The 15,658-nt window shown below is 69.3% G+C and carries 16 protein-coding genes and 1 pseudogene; 4 read left to right on the top strand and 13 right to left on the bottom strand.

The window, feature by feature from the left end; all coding sequences use genetic code 11:
- From R6V09_RS26945 to R6V09_RS26955, 3 genes and pseudogenes are all read right to left on the bottom strand, one after another.
- Positions 1-227, bottom strand: a pseudogene (locus R6V09_RS26945) (glycoside hydrolase family 6 protein); the annotation flags it as partial.
- A gap of 114 nt (positions 228-341) precedes the next feature.
- Positions 342-1,136 (bottom strand): aspartate/glutamate racemase family protein, encoded by a 795-nt coding sequence (locus tag R6V09_RS26950; protein ID WP_317884021.1) that lies wholly within the window; start codon positions 1,134-1,136, stop codon positions 342-344.
- Positions 1,137-1,141: 5 nt separating this feature from the next.
- Positions 1,142-2,614 (bottom strand): NCS1 family nucleobase:cation symporter-1, encoded by a 1,473-nt coding sequence (locus R6V09_RS26955; protein WP_317884022.1) that lies wholly within the window; start codon positions 2,612-2,614, stop codon positions 1,142-1,144.
- A 186-nt stretch (positions 2,615-2,800) separates the two neighbouring features.
- On the opposite strand from R6V09_RS26955, the gene R6V09_RS26960 reads away from it, so the two are divergent.
- Entirely contained in the window at positions 2,801-3,466 is a 666-nt protein-coding gene (locus tag R6V09_RS26960; protein WP_317884023.1) for a GntR family transcriptional regulator, read from the top strand.
- 13 nt (positions 3,467-3,479) lie between these two features.
- Here R6V09_RS26960 and pip read toward each other — a convergent pair whose 3' ends face one another.
- The gene (gene pip / locus R6V09_RS26965; protein WP_317884024.1) at positions 3,480-4,442 is read right to left on the bottom strand and encodes a prolyl aminopeptidase; all 963 of its coding nucleotides are present in this window, start codon (positions 4,440-4,442) and stop codon (positions 3,480-3,482) included.
- 40 nt (positions 4,443-4,482) lie between these two features.
- Positions 4,483-5,175 (bottom strand): uracil-DNA glycosylase, encoded by a 693-nt coding sequence (locus tag R6V09_RS26970; protein WP_317884025.1) that lies wholly within the window; start codon positions 5,173-5,175, stop codon positions 4,483-4,485.
- Positions 5,176-5,304: 129 nt separating this feature from the next.
- On the opposite strand from R6V09_RS26970, the gene R6V09_RS26975 reads away from it, so the two are divergent.
- On the top strand, positions 5,305-5,958 hold the full coding sequence (locus tag R6V09_RS26975) for an RNA-binding S4 domain-containing protein (protein ID WP_317884026.1): 654 nt from the start codon (positions 5,305-5,307) through the stop codon (positions 5,956-5,958).
- A gap of 54 nt (positions 5,959-6,012) precedes the next feature.
- Here the strand turns inward: R6V09_RS26975 and R6V09_RS26980 are convergent, their stop codons facing one another.
- The 3 genes from R6V09_RS26980 to R6V09_RS26990 all read right to left on the bottom strand — a co-directional run bounded on the left by R6V09_RS26980 (position 6,013) and on the right by R6V09_RS26990 (position 8,324).
- Positions 6,013-6,453, bottom strand: coding sequence for a DoxX family protein (locus R6V09_RS26980; RefSeq protein ID WP_317884027.1), 441 nt, complete (start codon positions 6,451-6,453; stop codon positions 6,013-6,015).
- 136 nt (positions 6,454-6,589) lie between these two features.
- Positions 6,590-7,270 (bottom strand): class I SAM-dependent methyltransferase, encoded by a 681-nt coding sequence (locus tag R6V09_RS26985; protein ID WP_317884028.1) that lies wholly within the window; start codon positions 7,268-7,270, stop codon positions 6,590-6,592.
- A 139-nt stretch (positions 7,271-7,409) separates the two neighbouring features.
- On the bottom strand, positions 7,410-8,324 hold the full coding sequence (locus R6V09_RS26990) for an acyltransferase domain-containing protein (RefSeq protein WP_317884029.1): 915 nt from the start codon (positions 8,322-8,324) through the stop codon (positions 7,410-7,412).
- 86 nt (positions 8,325-8,410) lie between these two features.
- Between R6V09_RS26990 and R6V09_RS26995 the strand changes: the two genes are divergently transcribed.
- Positions 8,411-8,677: a DUF6343 family protein gene (locus tag R6V09_RS26995; RefSeq protein WP_317884030.1), complete on the top strand. Its 267-nt coding sequence runs from the start codon at positions 8,411-8,413 to the stop codon at positions 8,675-8,677.
- Positions 8,678-8,705: 28 nt separating this feature from the next.
- Here R6V09_RS26995 and R6V09_RS27000 read toward each other — a convergent pair whose 3' ends face one another.
- The 5 genes from R6V09_RS27000 to rpsA form a co-directional block, all read right to left on the bottom strand.
- Positions 8,706-9,086: a tetratricopeptide repeat protein gene (locus R6V09_RS27000; protein WP_019067641.1), complete on the bottom strand. Its 381-nt coding sequence runs from the start codon at positions 9,084-9,086 to the stop codon at positions 8,706-8,708.
- A 50-nt stretch (positions 9,087-9,136) separates the two neighbouring features.
- Positions 9,137-9,757: a dephospho-CoA kinase gene (coaE, locus tag R6V09_RS27005; protein WP_317884031.1), complete on the bottom strand. Its 621-nt coding sequence runs from the start codon at positions 9,755-9,757 to the stop codon at positions 9,137-9,139.
- A gap of 63 nt (positions 9,758-9,820) precedes the next feature.
- The gene (locus R6V09_RS27010; protein WP_026178381.1) at positions 9,821-10,759 is read right to left on the bottom strand and encodes a PAC2 family protein; all 939 of its coding nucleotides are present in this window, start codon (positions 10,757-10,759) and stop codon (positions 9,821-9,823) included.
- A gap of 135 nt (positions 10,760-10,894) precedes the next feature.
- On the bottom strand, positions 10,895-12,421 hold the full coding sequence (locus R6V09_RS27015; RefSeq protein ID WP_317884032.1) for a flavin monoamine oxidase family protein: 1,527 nt from the start codon (positions 12,419-12,421) through the stop codon (positions 10,895-10,897).
- 316 nt (positions 12,422-12,737) lie between these two features.
- Positions 12,738-14,246, bottom strand: coding sequence for a 30S ribosomal protein S1 (gene rpsA, locus R6V09_RS27020; RefSeq protein ID WP_317884033.1), 1,509 nt, complete (start codon positions 14,244-14,246; stop codon positions 12,738-12,740).
- A 396-nt stretch (positions 14,247-14,642) separates the two neighbouring features.
- On the opposite strand from rpsA, the gene R6V09_RS27025 reads away from it, so the two are divergent.
- Positions 14,643-15,464, top strand: coding sequence for a class I SAM-dependent methyltransferase (locus tag R6V09_RS27025; protein ID WP_317884034.1), 822 nt, complete (start codon positions 14,643-14,645; stop codon positions 15,462-15,464).
- Positions 15,465-15,658 lie beyond the last annotated feature (194 nt).

Raw genomic sequence — 15,658 nt, forward strand, 5'->3', positions numbered from 1 at the left:
GGTCCGGGGTCGGGTCCGTTGAGCCACTCGGCCTCGGGTCTGGCGGCGATGCGGTCCATCAGCGTGGCGTCGGCTGTTCGGCCGTCCTCGCGCCAGGTGGCCGCCTGTCGCGCGGCTGGGGAGTCGGGGGTGGTCCAGAAGGGTTCCGGTACGTCGCGGGTTGCCCCGGCGCAGCAGAATCCTGCGAGGAGCGTGGCGAGGAGGGCTCGCTGTACCGGCGTGGGCAAGGGAGGCTCCGTTCTTGCCGATGAGGGCTCGTCCTTCCGGGAGTCTGTGGGGCACGCGTCCACGAGTCGCCGTAGCGCTGGTCAGGTCGCTGCAAGATCACCCCTACGGATGCGCTACCGAGAGTGCCGCGATGTGTTGTCCGGCGGCTGCTGCGCCGTCGTGGCTGGTCGCGCAGTTCCCCGCGCCCCTGAAGGGGCGCTGCCCCACAACCTCTTCTTAGGCACCGGGCTCGCATAGCTCCCCGCCCTGCTCGTCCTCAGCCCCAGCCCGACCAGCGACTCCGCCAGCTTCACCGCCGCGCCGACCCCGTCCACCACCGGCAGCCCCAGCTTCTCCCCCACCGCCCGCTGCAGCCCCGTCATCCCGGCGCAGCCCAGCACCAGCACCTCGGCTCCGGCTCCCCGCGCCCGTTCCGCCGCCGCGAGGAACGCCATCTCCGTCCGTTCCCCGTCGTCCCCCAGGTCGAGCACGCTCAGCCCCGTGCCCACGACCGCCGCGCAGTTGCGGCCCACCCCCGCCAGCTCCAGGCTGTCCTCGATCTGGCCGCAGGACCGTTCCAGCGTGGTGACGACGCCGTACCTGCGGCCCAGCAGACAGGCGAGATGGGCAGCCGCCTCGGTGATGTCGACGACCGGCACGTCCACCAACTCCCGGACGCCTTCCCGTCCGTGCTCCCCGAAACCGGCCATGACGACGGCGTCGTAGCGCGGGCCGTCGTATGTCCGCAGCAGGTCCATGACGGCCGCCGCGGACAGGTAGCTGTCGAGCCAGCCCTCCGCCGACTCCGGTCCCCACGCGGGGGTCAGTCCGGTCACGGTGGTGCCCGGGCCTGCGGCGGCCCGGGCACCTCGTACGATCTCCTCGGTCATCTCCTGCGTGGTGTTGCAGTTGGTGACGACGATGCGCACTCCGCTCAGACCTCCACCGGTTCGGAAGCGGGCTCGGCGGTGGCTCGATCGGTGCGGCAGATCAGCAGGTAGAGGCCGGCGCCGAGTGCCGTGCCGATGAACCAGGAGTACGGGGCGACGTCGCTGAACGTCTTCACGAGTGCGAGTACGGCCGCGACGCCCGCCGAGGGCAGGAACGCCCACAGGGCCTTGGGGTTGACGCCCTTCCTGTAGTAGTAGCGGGAGCCGGGGGTCGCGTCGAAGAGCTCCTGTACGTCGACCCGGCCGCGCTTCACCCAGTAGTAGTCGACCATGATCACGCCGAACAGCGGGCCCAGGAAGGCGCCGAGGCCGCCGAGGAAGTAGTTGACGACGGTCGGGTTGGAGAAGAGGTTCCAGGGGGTCACCACCAGCGCGGCGACCGTGCTGATCATGCCGCCGATCCTGAAGGTGATCTTCTGCGGCCAGACGTTGGCCAGGTCGTACGCCGGGGAGACGAAGTTGGCGACAATGTTGACGCCCATGGTGGCGACGGCGAACGTGAACGCGCCGAGCACCATCACCCAGGTGTTGCCGACCTTGGCGACCAGCTCGGCAGGGTCGGTGATGGCCTGGCCCCAGACCTCCAGCGAGCCGGCCGTCACGATCACCGAAACGACCACGAACGCCGTGGAGTTGATGGGCAGGCCCCAGAAGTTGCCGCGGCGGACGGTCTTGTAGTCGGGCGCGAAGCGGGAGAAGTCGCAGAAGTTGAGCATCAGCGTGCCGTAGGTGGCGAGGATCAGGCCGATCGCGCCGAACCACTGGCGCCACTGCTCGCCGAACGAGACCGGGTGCGGGGTGGAGGTGAGGGAGATCGACCAACCGGCCTTCGCCAGCACCCAGATGGCCAGCGCGATCATCACCAGCCAGATCGCGGGACCGCAGAAGTCCTGGAACTTCCTTACGGATTCCATGCCCTGACTGATGATCACCGCCTGGATCAGCCACAGCGAAACGAAGGAGACCCAGCCCAGGGCGTCAAGTCCCAGGAAGGAGTGGTGAGTCCAGGACTCCAGGCCCGGCCAGGCTGCCAGCAGCATCACGTTGACGGCGACGGAGGCGAGGTAGGTCTGGATGCCGTACCACATGATGGCGATCACGGCCCGGATGAGGGCCGGGATGTTCGCGCCCCACACCCCGAAGCTGATGCGGCTGACGACCGGGAACGGGACGCCATGGGCCTGCCCGATCTTCCCCATCCAGTTCATGCCGACGTAGATGAGCACGAAGCCGACGAGGAGGGAGGTGAAGACCTGCCAGACGTTCATGCCGAGGACCAACAGGCCTGCGGCGAACGTGTAGTTGCCGAGGTTGTGGACGTCCGACATCCACATGGCGAAGAGGTCGAAGACCTTCCAGTTGCGCTTGTCGGCGGGGGCGAGGTCTTCGTTGGTGAGCCGGGGGTCGGGGACGAACGCTGGTGCGCCGGTGACTTCGGCACGGTCGGCGAGGGACACGGGGCCTCCAGGGCAAGGGGACGGAGGTGCGAGGAGGGGTGGGGGTGGGAGAAGAGGGAACAGGACGACTGCCGGTGTCGTTTGGTATACCAAACTGCCGTCATAGTCCTCCCGTCAACCGTTCCGACCGATGTCACCGTTGTTAACGCTCCGTAAAACACCCCCGGAGTCGGCGAAGATGGCCCCATGAGCTCCATGACAGCGAAGATCGAACCCCTCGGAGCGGTGCGCGAACGCGTCCTGGCCACCCTGCGGCAGGACATCATCGCCGGTCGCCTCCGCCCCGGAGACCGGCTGGTGGAGCGCGAGCTGGCCGAACGCTTCGGGGTCTCGCGAGTGCCGGTCCGGGAGGCGATCCGGGCCCTGGTCGCGGAGGGCTTCGTCCTGTTCGAGTCGGCCCGCCGTACGGTCGTACGACGCCTGACCCCGACCGACGTCAAGGAACTCTTCGAGCTGCGCGAGGCGCTGGAGGTGTACGCGGCCGGGCTCGCCGCGTCCCGCGCCACCCCTCAAGCACTCGCCGAACTACGGGAGTTGCTGGACAGCGCGGCGGAAGCCACCAGGTCCGACGACGCCGAGGCGATCACCGACGTCAACACCCGCTTCCACGACCGCATCCTGGCCCTGGCCGGCAACAGCCTGCTGATCTCGGTCATGGAACCGGTCGACGGCCGACTGCGCTGGCTCACCCGGCAGAACGAGGAGTGGCCCCAACTCCTCACCGAGCACGTGGAGTTGTACGAGGCCATCGCTTCCGGCGACCCGGACCGGGCCCGCGCCCACGCCCTCAGCCACGTCCAGGCGAACTACCGGTCCACGGTGCGGCATCTCTTCGGTGACCAACCGGGCTAGCCGACCAACTGGGCTAACGGCGCGCGTACTTGTCCGTAGCCGCCACCAGCGCCTCCGCGACACCCGGCGCACTCGCGTCGTGACCGGCTTCGTCCACGATCACCAACTCACTGTCGGGCCACGCGTGTTGAAGCCGCCAGACGACACCGACAAGGTTGCCGAGATCAAGGCTGCCCTGGACAAGGGTGCCGGGGATGCCCTTGAGCAGGTGCGCGTCCCGGAGCACGACACCCTCGTCGTTGCCCTCGCCGAAAAAGTGGTCGTTGCCGAAGTAGTGCGTGACGGTGCGGGCGAAGCACATACGGAACTCCGGGTCCTCGTACCGCTTCTCGGAGCGCGGCGGCGCCGGGATGATCGCCGTCTCCCAGTCGGTCCACGCACGTGCCGCCCGCTCCCGCACCGCCCGGTCGGGGGACTCGATGAGCCGGTTGTAGGCGGCGGCGAGATTCCCGTCGCGTTCCCCAACAGGCAGTTCACCGACGAACTGCTCGAAGGCCTCAGGGAAGAGTTTCCCAAGTCCCCTGGTCAGCAACGCCACTTCGGGATTGGATCCGGTGGCGACACAGGTCAGTACCAGCTCCGACACCGCCTCGGGGTGCGTCTGCGCGTACCGCAGTCCGAGCACCGATCCCCACGACCCGCCCCGCACCAGCCACCGTTCGATCCCCAGGTGCCGCCGCAGCAGCTCCAGATCGGCGATCAGGTGAGCCGTCGTGTTCACGCTCATGTCGGTGTCGTAGGCGCTCGCGTGCGGTGTCGAACGTCCGCACCCTCGCTGGTCGAGCAGCACGATCCGGTAGGCGGCGGGGTCGAAGGAACGCCGGGAGTACGGGGAACAGCCGGATCCCGGGCCGCCGTGCAGCACGACCGCCGGCTTGCCGTTCGGGTTTCCGCAGGTCTCCCAGTAGACGAGGTTGCCGTCTCCGACGTCGAGCATGCCGTGGTCGTACGGTTCGATCTCCGGATACAGGCCCATCCGGCGACCCTAACTCCCGCCGCGAACCCCCTGCCACCGGTTATACCGCGACCGGCAGCCCCGCCGCCCCGGCCGCCGTGCGCAGCACGTCCCGCAGCATCTCGGGGGTGAGTTTCCCGGTGAAGGTGTTGCGCTGGCTGACGTGGAAGCAGCCGAAGAGGTCGAGGCCGTCGAGCGGCACCCGCACCCCGTGCCCGAACACGGGGCGCGGCCTCGGCACGGCCCACCCCGCCGCCGCGAACGCGGGCAACGCGGCCTGCCAGCCGAAGCCGCCGAGCACGATCGCGGCCTTCAACGTCGGCCGCAGCAGCGTCAGTTCGTCGACGAGCCAGGAGCGGCAGGTGTCGCGCTCCTCGGGGGTGGGCTTGTTGGCGGGCGGCGCGCAGCGCACCGGCGAGGTGATGCGCACGCCGTACAGCTCCAGGCCGTCGTCGGCGCTCACGGCGGTCGGCTGCGAGGCGAGACCCACGTCGTACAGGGCCTCGTACAGTACGTCCCCGGAGCGATCGCCCGTGAACATGCGGCCGGTCCGGTTCGCACCGTGCGCGGCCGGGGCGAGGCCGATGATCAGCAGGGGTGCGTCGGCGGGACCGAAGCCGGGTACCGGGCGGCCCCAGTACGTCCAGTCGGCGAAGGCCGCGCGTTTGGTGCGGGCGACCTCCTCGCGCCAGGCGATCAGCCGGGGGCAGGCCCGGCAGCCGGTGATCCGGCGATCGAGGTCGGACAGGTTCATCCCCTCACCGTACGGGCTCCGGTGAGGACCGCGCCGAGCGCCGGGAAACCGCGGATCCCGATGACCGGCAGCGTCGACAGCATCGGCAACGGCCATGCCCTGCTCTCCCCCGGGGACTAAAATCGCGGCATGGCTTCCGAGGGCGTGCACGAGAGCGACGAGACCGACGACAACGACGGAACCGGCGCGACGACGACCACGACCCCGAGCCGGACCCCCGACGCTCTCCCGGACCCCGACGCACTCCGGAACCCCGGCACGCTCCGGAACCCTGCGCCCGAGCCGCAGGGCGATGCCGTGGCCGCCGCCGAGGCCGCCGGTCCCTCGAACGGCGAGAGCGTCCGCATCGACAGCTGGATCTGGTCCGTCCGTCTGGTCAAGACCCGCTCCATGGGCGCCGCCGCCTGCAAGGGCGGCCACGTCCGCGTCAACGGCGAGCGGGTGAAGCCCGCCCACTCCGTCCGCGTCGGCGACGAGGTACGCCTGCGCCACGAGGGCCGGGAACGGATCGTCGTCGTGAAGCGCGTCATCCGCAAGCGGGTCGGCCCTCCTGTTGCCGCCGAGTGCTATGTGGACAACTCCCCGCCGCCCCCGCCCCGCGAGACCGTGGCCCCGGCCGGTATCCGCGACCGCGGCACCGGCCGCCCCACCAAGCGCGACCGCCGCGAACTGGAACGCCTGCGCGATCTGCCCTCCTCCGGCCCCTCCGACGAGACTCCCGACCCGCACCGCGGAGCACACGGCACCCCCCGCCACAACACCCGCCGGGGCACGCAACGGTGACATCCGGCCCGGGCCCCTGGGCCCACCGGACGCCACCTTCGCCCTGCGCTCAAATCACGCCCGTCGTCGCAGCAGCCTCAGCAACTCCCCGTTCTGCCCCCGCCGTGCCCAGGCGATCAGGGCCAGCGGAATGATCAGGATCAGCGGTGTCGCCGCGTTCTGACCGTGGAACACGGTCATCTGCACGATGAACGCACCCACCATCAGCGCGCTGAGCGCCGTCGCCGCCACCGACTGCAGCAGCGGGACCAACAGCGCGACGGCCCCGGACAGTTCGAGCGCGCCGATGGTGTACATGGCCCCGCTCCCCCAGCCGATCCTGTCGAAGGACTCGACGGCCGACGGGTGCGCGATCAGCTTGGGCAGCGCGCTCGCGATGCCGTAGAACAGGGCCAGCAGCACCTGCAGCCCGCGCAGCGCGATCCGGGCACGGCGACCGCGGACGCTCGCGGACGCGACGGGAGCAGCAGAGGCAGAGGCGATGGTCTGGGACATGGGGTTCTCCTGAGGGAAGCGGTCCGTGTTGCTGTCGCAGAGGTAGACCGGCCCCCGCTCAGGAACTCATCGCCGCAGTACGGGACTTCCCCGTTCGTCCAGCACGTCCATCACGTCCATCACGTCCATCAGGCCGTCAGTCCATCGGCACCGCCCGCACCCACACCCGGTCCGGTGTCAGATAGCTGTCCACCTTCAGTCCCGCCTCCGCGAGCGCCTCCTCGAACTGATCCTTCGTCAACGGCCGGGCCAGGAACGTCTGGGTCCAGACCGCGTCCGGGAACACATACTCGGCGTGGACGGAGTCGACCCCGTCGCCGACCGGCTCCGCCGACATGACCCGCAGGGTGAAGCCGCTGGGGTCGACGCGCTCGCGCGGCAGGTTCGAGTGGTAGTCCTCGCCCTCCCGCTGGATCAGCACACACCCGCCCGCCGCGACATGCCGTACACAGGTCCGCAGCAGTCCGCGCCGCACCTCGACGTCTCCGGCGTGCACCAGGAACGACGCCAGCATCACGACGTCGAAGGTCTCGCCCAGGTCGAGATTCTCGATGGGGCTGCATATCGTGCGCGCGCCCCGGACCCGCTCCAGCATCTCGGCGGACTCGTCAACCGCTGTGACCCTGAATCCACGCTCCAGGAGGGGATGGGTCATCCGCCCCACCCCGCTGCCCAGCTCCAGGATGCGCGCACCCGCCGGTACGGACGCCGCGATGATGTCCGGCTCCACTCCCACGGGGAGCCGTGAGTACAGCTCCACCGCACAGCCGTCCGGGGTGATCGCCCCGGGTCCTGTCCCCTCGTATCCTTCACGCATTTCGAGTCGCATGCCCGTCCAACGGGCCGCAACCGCACGCGCGTTCCCGACTCGCACTGGTTCACCCTTACGAGTCAATTCCCTTTGGAGAGGCAACCGTTGGAGCGGAACCTGCCAGAATTGGATGGCGGGCCCGTGCTCACAGCGGGAACCACCCGTGCCCGATGTACCAGTGCCCGCCCGCCCGCAGATGGTCCCCGACGGCCCGCTCCACGGAGGTACGCCGCGGCAGGTCCCGTGCCGGCAGAGCGGGGTTGCCGAACACGAACTGGACCGGTTCGGAGTCGGCCGGCTCCGTGTCGCCGTAGGCCACCCGGAACCGCTCCTGGAAGTGGACGATGTTCGAGTCGGCCGGCAGGTGTTGCTTCAACTGCCGGTCCAGCAGCCAGGAGTGGCAGACCGCGACCGCATGGCGTTCCTCGGGGAAGTGCCGGGCGAAGAACGGGCGGGCCAGGTCGAGCGAGCGGTCGCAGGCGGCCGGCGAGAGCGGTCCTTGGAAGTCGGGGATGTGCAGGTTCAGGCAGGGTGCCCCCGGCTCGACGTCCAGCCCGGCCGCGGTGAGCGCCCGCGCGGTGCGCTCACCGAGCCGCGCCCTTTCGTACTGCAGTCGCCCCAGTTGGTACAGCTCGCCGCGGAAGTGCGGGACGAGCCACTGCGGGAACGGCAGGCCTGCCCCGCCGTACCGTTTGTGGTGCACCGCGATGTTGCGTCCCAGGTCGGCGAGGGTGCGCCGGGAGACGTCGGCGGGGATGCCGCGTTCGTGGTGGTACGCGCGCGTGCGGGGCAGCGCGGCGACGAACACGTACACGGGGAAGTAGGCGCCGATCTCCGGCGGGGCCTCGGGCAGCCGGGCGAGGAGGAGCTCGGTGAGCCGGGGCCAGTGGCCGTGCTCCCCGATGTCCTTCACCAGCGCCTCGACGCACTCCTCCAGGAGCCCCATCGCGTCGGTGTCCCGCGCCAACACCCGGCTCAGTCGGACCAGTTCGTTGATGTCCTCGTGGGGTACGGCGAGGTCGAGCAGGATCTCGGGCAGCTCGTCGGCGTCCGGCAGCACAGTGCGTTTCCCCTCCCTGTGGAGTCTCCTACCTGTGGAGAACGTCCGACCCGAAGAGTACGTTTCAAGGAGGAGTAGTGATCCTGATGCGTACGGGCAGTGAGCCGACGACAGCGCGCAGTCCGCTGCGGGCGCGATTCTGGCTGAGCGTGTGGGGGCTGGTCTGGACGATCTTCGGCACGGCCGCGTTCGCGCTCGCCGGCCGCCCGGGGTGGGCGGCGGCCTGCGGGGCGCTGTGGCTGGTCGTCACGATCGACATGGCCATGATCCTCAGACACATGCGCCAGGGCCCGCACTACCAGCCGGGCCCCGACATCCCTCCGTACCGGCCGCCGGAGCACCGACACCCCTGACCGACCGCCCGGCCCGCGCGGGGTGCGCCTACCCGTCGAAGCGGGCCGCCTTCAGGTACTGCGGTTGGGGATCGAGTGCGGCGGCCAGCCGGAAGTGGCGTTTGGCCTGGTCGGCGCGTCCCTGCCGCTCGTAGGTGCGGGCGAGCGCGAAGTGCGCGAAGGCGTTGTCCGGCTCGCGCTCCAGGACGATGGTGAACTCCAGCTCGGCGGGGCGCAGTTGCGCGGCGGCGAAGAAGGCACGCGCGCGCAGCAGGCGGGCGGCGGTGTTCTCGGGGTGCGCGTCGATGACGTTGTCGAGCAGCTTCACCGCGCCCCGCGGGTCCCGCGCGGCGAGCAGCTGCTCGGCGGCGCGGAAGTCGATGACATGCGTCTCCGGAGTACGTCCGGTCGTTCCGCTGTTCTCGGGCACGGCGAATTCCTTCCCTCACTCGCCCGTTTCAACGCCCGACAGGAGGCCCGCTATTCCTGGGGTGGCTGCTGGGGCGCGTGTGCCCTGCGCACGAGTTCGGCCCATACGTCCCGGACGCGCCGCTCAAGCGCCTCAAGGGGTACGTCGTTGTCGATGACGATGTCCGCGATGGCGAGCCGCTTCTCGCGGGTCGCCTGGGCGGCCATACGCGCGCGTGCGTCCTCCTCGGTCATGCCGCGCAGCCGCACCAGCCGGTCGAGCTGCGTCTCGGGGCTCGCGTCGACGACGATCACGAGGTCGTACAGCGCGGCGAGGGCGTTCTCGGCGAGGAGCGGTACGTCGTGGATCACCACGGCGTCGTCGGCCGCCGCGGTTTCGAGCTCTCGGGAGCGCCGGCCCACCAGGGGGTGGACGATCGAGTTGAGTACGGCCAGCTTCTCGGGGTCGGCGAAGACGATGGTGCCCAGCTTCGGCCGGTCCAGGCCGCCGTCCGCGCCGAGCACGTCCTCGCCGAAGGCCTCGACGACCGCCGCGAGCCCGGGAGTTCCGGGCGCGACGACCTCGCGCGCGATGCGGTCGGCGTCGATCAGCACGCCGCCGTACCCGACGAGCAGCCGCGACACTTCACTCTTACCGGCACCGATGCCCCCGGTGAGGCCGACCTTCAGCATGGACAGAAGCCTACGGCCTGTCACTGACAGGCCACCCGGCGACCGGCAGGCGCTGACTGTCGGCTAGCTGTCGCCCTCGCGCTCCGCCAGGAAGCGCTCGAACTCCTGCCCGATCTCGTCCGCCGACGGGATCTCGACCGGCTCGGCGAGCATGTTGCCGCGGCTCTCGGCGCCCGCGGCGGCGTCGTACTGGTGCTCCAGGCCCTGGACGAGCGCCACGAGTTCCTCGTCGCCCTCCTGGATCTGGCGGTCGATCTCCGTCTGGGTGCGGTGGGCCTCGGTGCGCAGGGAGTGCGCGATGCCCGGCAGGACCAGTCCGGTGCCCGCCGTGATGCCCTCCAGGACGGTCAGGGCCGCGTCCGGGTACGGGGAGCGGGCGATGTAGTGCGGGACGTGCGCGGCGACGCCCAGGACGTCGTGGCCGGCCTCCATGAGGCGGTACTCGACGAGCGCCTCCGCGCTCCCGGGGACCTGTGCCTCGTCGAAGGGGCTGCGGTGGCCCGGGACGAGGTCGGTGCGGTTGCCGTGCGGGGTCAGACCCACCGGGCGGGTGTGCGGGACGCCCATGGGGATGCCGTGGAAATTCACGGACAGGCGGACACCGAGGCGCTCCACGATCTGCTGGACGGCCAGGGCGAAGCGCTCCCACTCCACGTCCGGCTCGGGGCCGGAGAGCAGCAGGAAGGGCGCTCCCGTGGCGTCCTGGACCAGCCGTACGTCGAGGGTGGGCTCCTCGTAGTCGGTCCACCGGTCGCGCTTGAAGGTGAGCAGCGGACGGCGGGCGCGGTAGTCCACGAGCCGGTCGTGGTCGAATCTGGCCACGACCTGGTGGGGCAGCGAGTCGAGCAGTCGTTCGACGATCTGGTCGCCCGTCTCGCCCGCGTCGATGTACCCGTCGAAGTGGTAGAGCATGACAAGACCGGCCGACTCCTGTGCGAGCGCCATGTCGACGACGGCCAGGCCCTTCGGCTCCCATGCGTACAAACCCTGCGGATCAAGCACTGTGACCGCTCCTCCTCGTGTTCGTACTGCACAACGCCCTCCAGGGCATGGGCATTCCCGCCCATGCCCCTGATCAGGCACCTCTTACTGCCTTTTCATGCGCCGCTCCCCCGCGTCACCAGGAGGGCGCCCACGTCACGAGGACAGCACGCGCGCGTGGAGCGCGGTCACCGCCTTGCGGGCGGAGGAGAACGCACCGTGCTGCCAGGCGTCGGTGTAGGTGAGCCAGTCGCCGGCGAAGTAGACGCGTCCCGTGGGTTCGTTGAGCGGCTTGTAGCGGGCGTCGTCGGGACCGCCCGGGGTGTCGTGCCACGCGGCCTCCAGGTGGGGCGTCTGACGCCAGTGGTGGGAGAAGGACGATGCCAGTTCGCTGCGGTACTTCTCCCCGTAGATCTTCACGCCCGCGGCCACCGCCCGCTCTTCACGCCCCTTCGGGGTGAGCTTCGCGTACGAGTCCGCGTTGTCGTCATAGTTGTAGTACCCGATGAGGACGCCCCGCGCACCGTGGAAGCCGTACGAAGGGTGCCAGATGTGGGTGACGTCCTGGTCGGTCTCGGTGATGCCGCCGTAGATCCGGTGATCGAGCTCCCACCAACGGGACTTGTACTCCAGGCCGATCTTCGCGGCGGACGACGGGGTGATCGCCTCCAGTGCGGTCTGGACGCCGGTGCCGAGGTTGTGCGGGATCTTGGCGAGGATGTTGGGCGGCAGGGCGCCGACGCAGTAGTCGGCCTCGACCACCTTCGTACGGCCTCCCTGGGTGTACGTGACCGAAACACCACTCCCCTTGTCGGTGATTTTCGAGACGACCGCCCCGGTACGGATGCGCTGCGCCCCGATCGCCAGGGTCAGCGCCTTCGGGATCTGGTCCATGCCGCCGACCGGCTGGAACATCAACATGGCCTGGTCGAAGCCGAATTCGAAGGAGAAGTAGCGGCCGACACCGCTGGCGAGGACCTCGGAGGCGGTGGGCACGTCCCCGAGCAGCACACCCGGAGTACCCGCGGCGGCCGGAACGGTCGAGTACCCGCGGAAGTCCCCGCCTTCATAGGTCAGTTTGTCCCCGAGCTCTCCCCACCCCTTGAGGAACTCGACGAGCCGCTCCTGGTCGGTGGCGGTCAACTCCTTGTCCAGGGCGCCCTTGTCGGTGGCCTTGGCGAGCAACTCCGAGACATAGCCGTAGACATCGGCCTTGGCGGTGCGGTAGCGCTCGGGCTTGGTCATGCCGGTGGACTCGTTGTAGATGTACGCGTCCGCGTTGACGTTGGTGAACACCTGGATGGGGACGCCGAGTTCGCGACAGTAGTCGAGGGTGATCATCCACTGCGGGATCCGCGCGGGGCCGCAGTTCATGTAGTGCCCGTCGGCGAAACGGGCGGTCTGCCGGTTGCCGTAGAGGTCGGTCGTCGTGTCACCGCCCCGGACGGTGAAGTTGCGGCCGCCGGTACGGTCCCTGGCCTCCAGGATCGTACAGTCGTAGCCGGCCTTGCCGAGTTCGTACGCCGTGGTCAGTCCGGCGATGCCACCGCCGACGATGACGACCTTGGCCGCACCGCGCCCGGTGAGGTGGAAGTCGCTCGTGTTCAGGGCACGAAAGGGCTGTTCCCGCTGGGCGGCCTGCGCGGTGGGGGCGAGTCCGAGGGCCCCCATGGTGGCGAACATCGTGCCCGCGCCACCGGTGAGACCCACGTTCCGCAGAAATGCACGTCGGCTCTGGTTGCTTGCCATTGTCCGGCTCCCCTTCTCCGATCATGAATGACCGAGGCAGGGTCCCAACAACCGGTTACGGCACGGCAGTTACTGATGTATCCCGCACGTTTCTACAAGGTCGGGGAAAAGCGCCCCTCCTGGGCGCGCCCCCGAAGGGGCGCGGGGAACTGCGCGACCAGCCCCCACCGGCCGCAAGCCGAAACACAACTGAGGGGCCGCACCCCGAAAGGTACGGCCCCTCAATCAAGAGCTACTGCTCAGTGGGCGTTCAGCTCTGCCCACCCGCCAGCTTCTCACGCAGCGCAGCAAGCGCCTCGTCGGACGCCAGCGCACCGGAGGTGTCCGCACCCTCGGAGGAGTACGAACCGCCGCCGCCACCACCGGCCGCAGCCGGCACCGCACCCGGGGTGTCGACACCCTCGGCCGCAGCCTGGGCGTCGGCCTCGCGGGACTTGATGACCTGCGCCTGGTGCTGCTCGAAGCGCTGCTGCGCCTCGGCGTACTGGGTCTCCCACACCTCGCGCTGGGATTCGAAACCTTCGAGCCAGTCGTTGGTCTCGGGGTCGAAGCCCTCGGGGTAGATGTAGTTGCCCTGGTCGTCGTACGACGCGGCCATGCCGTACAGCGTCGGGTCGAAGTCGACCGTGGCCGGGTCGGCACCGAAGGCCTCGTTGGCCTGCTTCAGCGAGAGGCTGATGCGACGGCGCTCAAGGTCGATGTCGATGACCTTGACGAAGATCTCGTCGTTGACCTGGACGACCTGCTCCGGGATCTCCACGTGGCGCTCGGCCAGCTCGGAGATGTGCACCAGACCCTCGATGCCCTCGTCCACGCGGACGAACGCACCGAACGGAACCAGCTTCGTGACCTTTCCGGGCACGACCTGGCCGATCTGGTGGGTGCGGGCGAACTGCTGCCACGGGTCTTCCTGGGTCGCCTTCAGCGACAGGGAGACGCGCTCGCGGTCCATGTCCACGTCGAGGACCTCGACGGTGACTTCCTGGCCGACCTCGACAACCTCGGAGGGGTGGTCGATGTGCTTCCAGGACAGCTCGGAGACGTGGACCAGACCGTCGACGCCACCCAGGTCCACGAAGGCACCGAAGTTGACGATCGAGGAGACCACGCCGGAGCGGACCTGACCCTTCTGGAGGGTCGTGAGGAAGGTCTGGCGGACCTCGGACTGGGTCTGCTCCAGCCAGGCACGGCGGGACAGGACCACATTGTTGCGGTTCTTGTCCAGCTCGATGATCTTGGCCTCGAGCTCCTTGCCCACGTAGGGCTGGAGGTCGCGGACACGGCGCATCTCGACGAGAGAAGCCGGCAGGAAGCCACGGAGGCCGATGTCGAGGATGAGTCCACCCTTGACGACCTCGATGACGGTACCGGTGACGATGCCGTCCTCTTCCTTGATCTTCTCGATGGTGCCCCAGGCGCGCTCGTACTGGGCGCGCTTCTTCGAGAGGATCAGGCGGCCTTCCTTGTCCTCCTTCTGGAGAACAAGGGCTTCGATCTCGTCGCCGACCTTGACGACCTCGTTCGGGTCGACGTCGTGCTTGATCGAGAGCTCGCGGCTCGGGATGACACCTTCGGTCTTGTAACCGATGTCGAGCAGGACCTCGTCCCGGTCGACCTTCACGATGACGCCGTCGACGATGTCGCCGTCGTTGAAGTACTTGATCGTCTCGTCGATCGCGGCGAGGAAGGCTTCCTCGTTACCGATGTCGTTGACCGCTACCTGCGGGGTGGTGGCGGTGGTCTCGGTGCTGCTCGTCATGTGGGAAAGGGCTCCGGTACGGACATTGAAGTCGTAGGTACTGCTCACGCCGAGAGCCTTTTTCGCTTCGCTCTGCAGAAGGCCGGACAGCCAAGGAAGCGCCAGTCCAGAACACCAGGGTGTCCCGTTGGCGCCTCGAAAACCGAGGGGTCATACATACAGATGCGAGCGCAACCTGCTACGTCTGAGGTGCGCAGGCCCGCAGCGCAACTTGTAGCATACGGGGGCAGCCGGACAGGGTCAATGCGCGAAGGCGCACACCCGGGGCGGATCGCCGCATACCCGGCACAAAACGTGTCCCGCGAGGCCACGCAGGCCTGACACACCCCTTCAGTGACGCCGCCGGGGACAGCCGCACCGTAGAGGTGACGGAAGAGTACGACGAGGGAGCCGATCATCCAAGAGCCCGATACGTTCGAACCGGAAGCCACCCGGCGTGACGCCGACGTCACCGAGAGTTCCCGGGCCAACCGGGGCTGGTGGGACCGGAACGCGGACGACTACCAGGTCGAACACGGCACGTTCCTCGGCGACGACCGCTTCGTGTGGGGCCCCGAGGGCCTCGACGAGGTGGAGGCCGAACTGCTCGGCCCGGCGGAGGAGCTGAAGGGCAAGGACGTCCTGGAGATCGGCGCCGGCGCGGCCCAGTGCTCGCGCTGGCTGGCCGCCCAGGGTGCCCGTCCGGTGGCCCTGGACCTCTCACACCGCCAGCTCCAGCACGCGCTGCGGATCGGCGGATCGTTCCCTCTGGTGTGCGCCGACGCGGGCGCGCTGCCCTTCGCGGACGCCTCCTTCGACCTGGCGTGCTCGGCGTACGGGGCGCTGCCGTTCGTCGCCGACCCCGCCCTGGTGCTGCGCGAGGTGCACCGGGTACTGCGGCCCGGCGGCCGGTTCGTCTTCTCGGCCACGCACCCGATCCGCTGGGCGTTCCCCGACGATCCCGGCCCCGAGGGACTCACTGTCTCGGCCTCCTACTTCGACCGCACTCCCTACGTCGAGCAGGACGACGACGGCCGTGCGGTCTACGTCGAGCACCACCGCACCCTCGGCGACCGCATCCGCGACATCGTGGCGTCGGGCCTGCGCCTGGTGGACCTGGTCGAGCCGGAGTGGCCGTCCTGGAACACCGCCGAGTGGGGCGGCTGGTCACCACTGCGCGGCAACCTGATCCCGGGAACGGCGATCTACGTGTGCGAGCGCGACCGCGCGAACGACTGAAGGGCTGACGGAACGCGGGCACGCGCGCGTATGAGGTCGTTTCGCACGGCGTACGACACTGGGGGCGTGATCCGCTACGACGCCCTCGACGCGCTGCCCGTCCGCAGTGCCCTGCCCGGACTCGACGCCGCCCTGGAGGCGGGCGGTGCCGCGGTGCTCGTCGCGCCGCCCGGCACCGGCAAGACGACGCTGGT

Origin of the sequence: Streptomyces sp. W16, from assembly GCF_033194735.1 — a bacterium.
Taxonomy (GTDB): domain Bacteria; phylum Actinomycetota; class Actinomycetes; order Streptomycetales; family Streptomycetaceae; genus Streptomyces.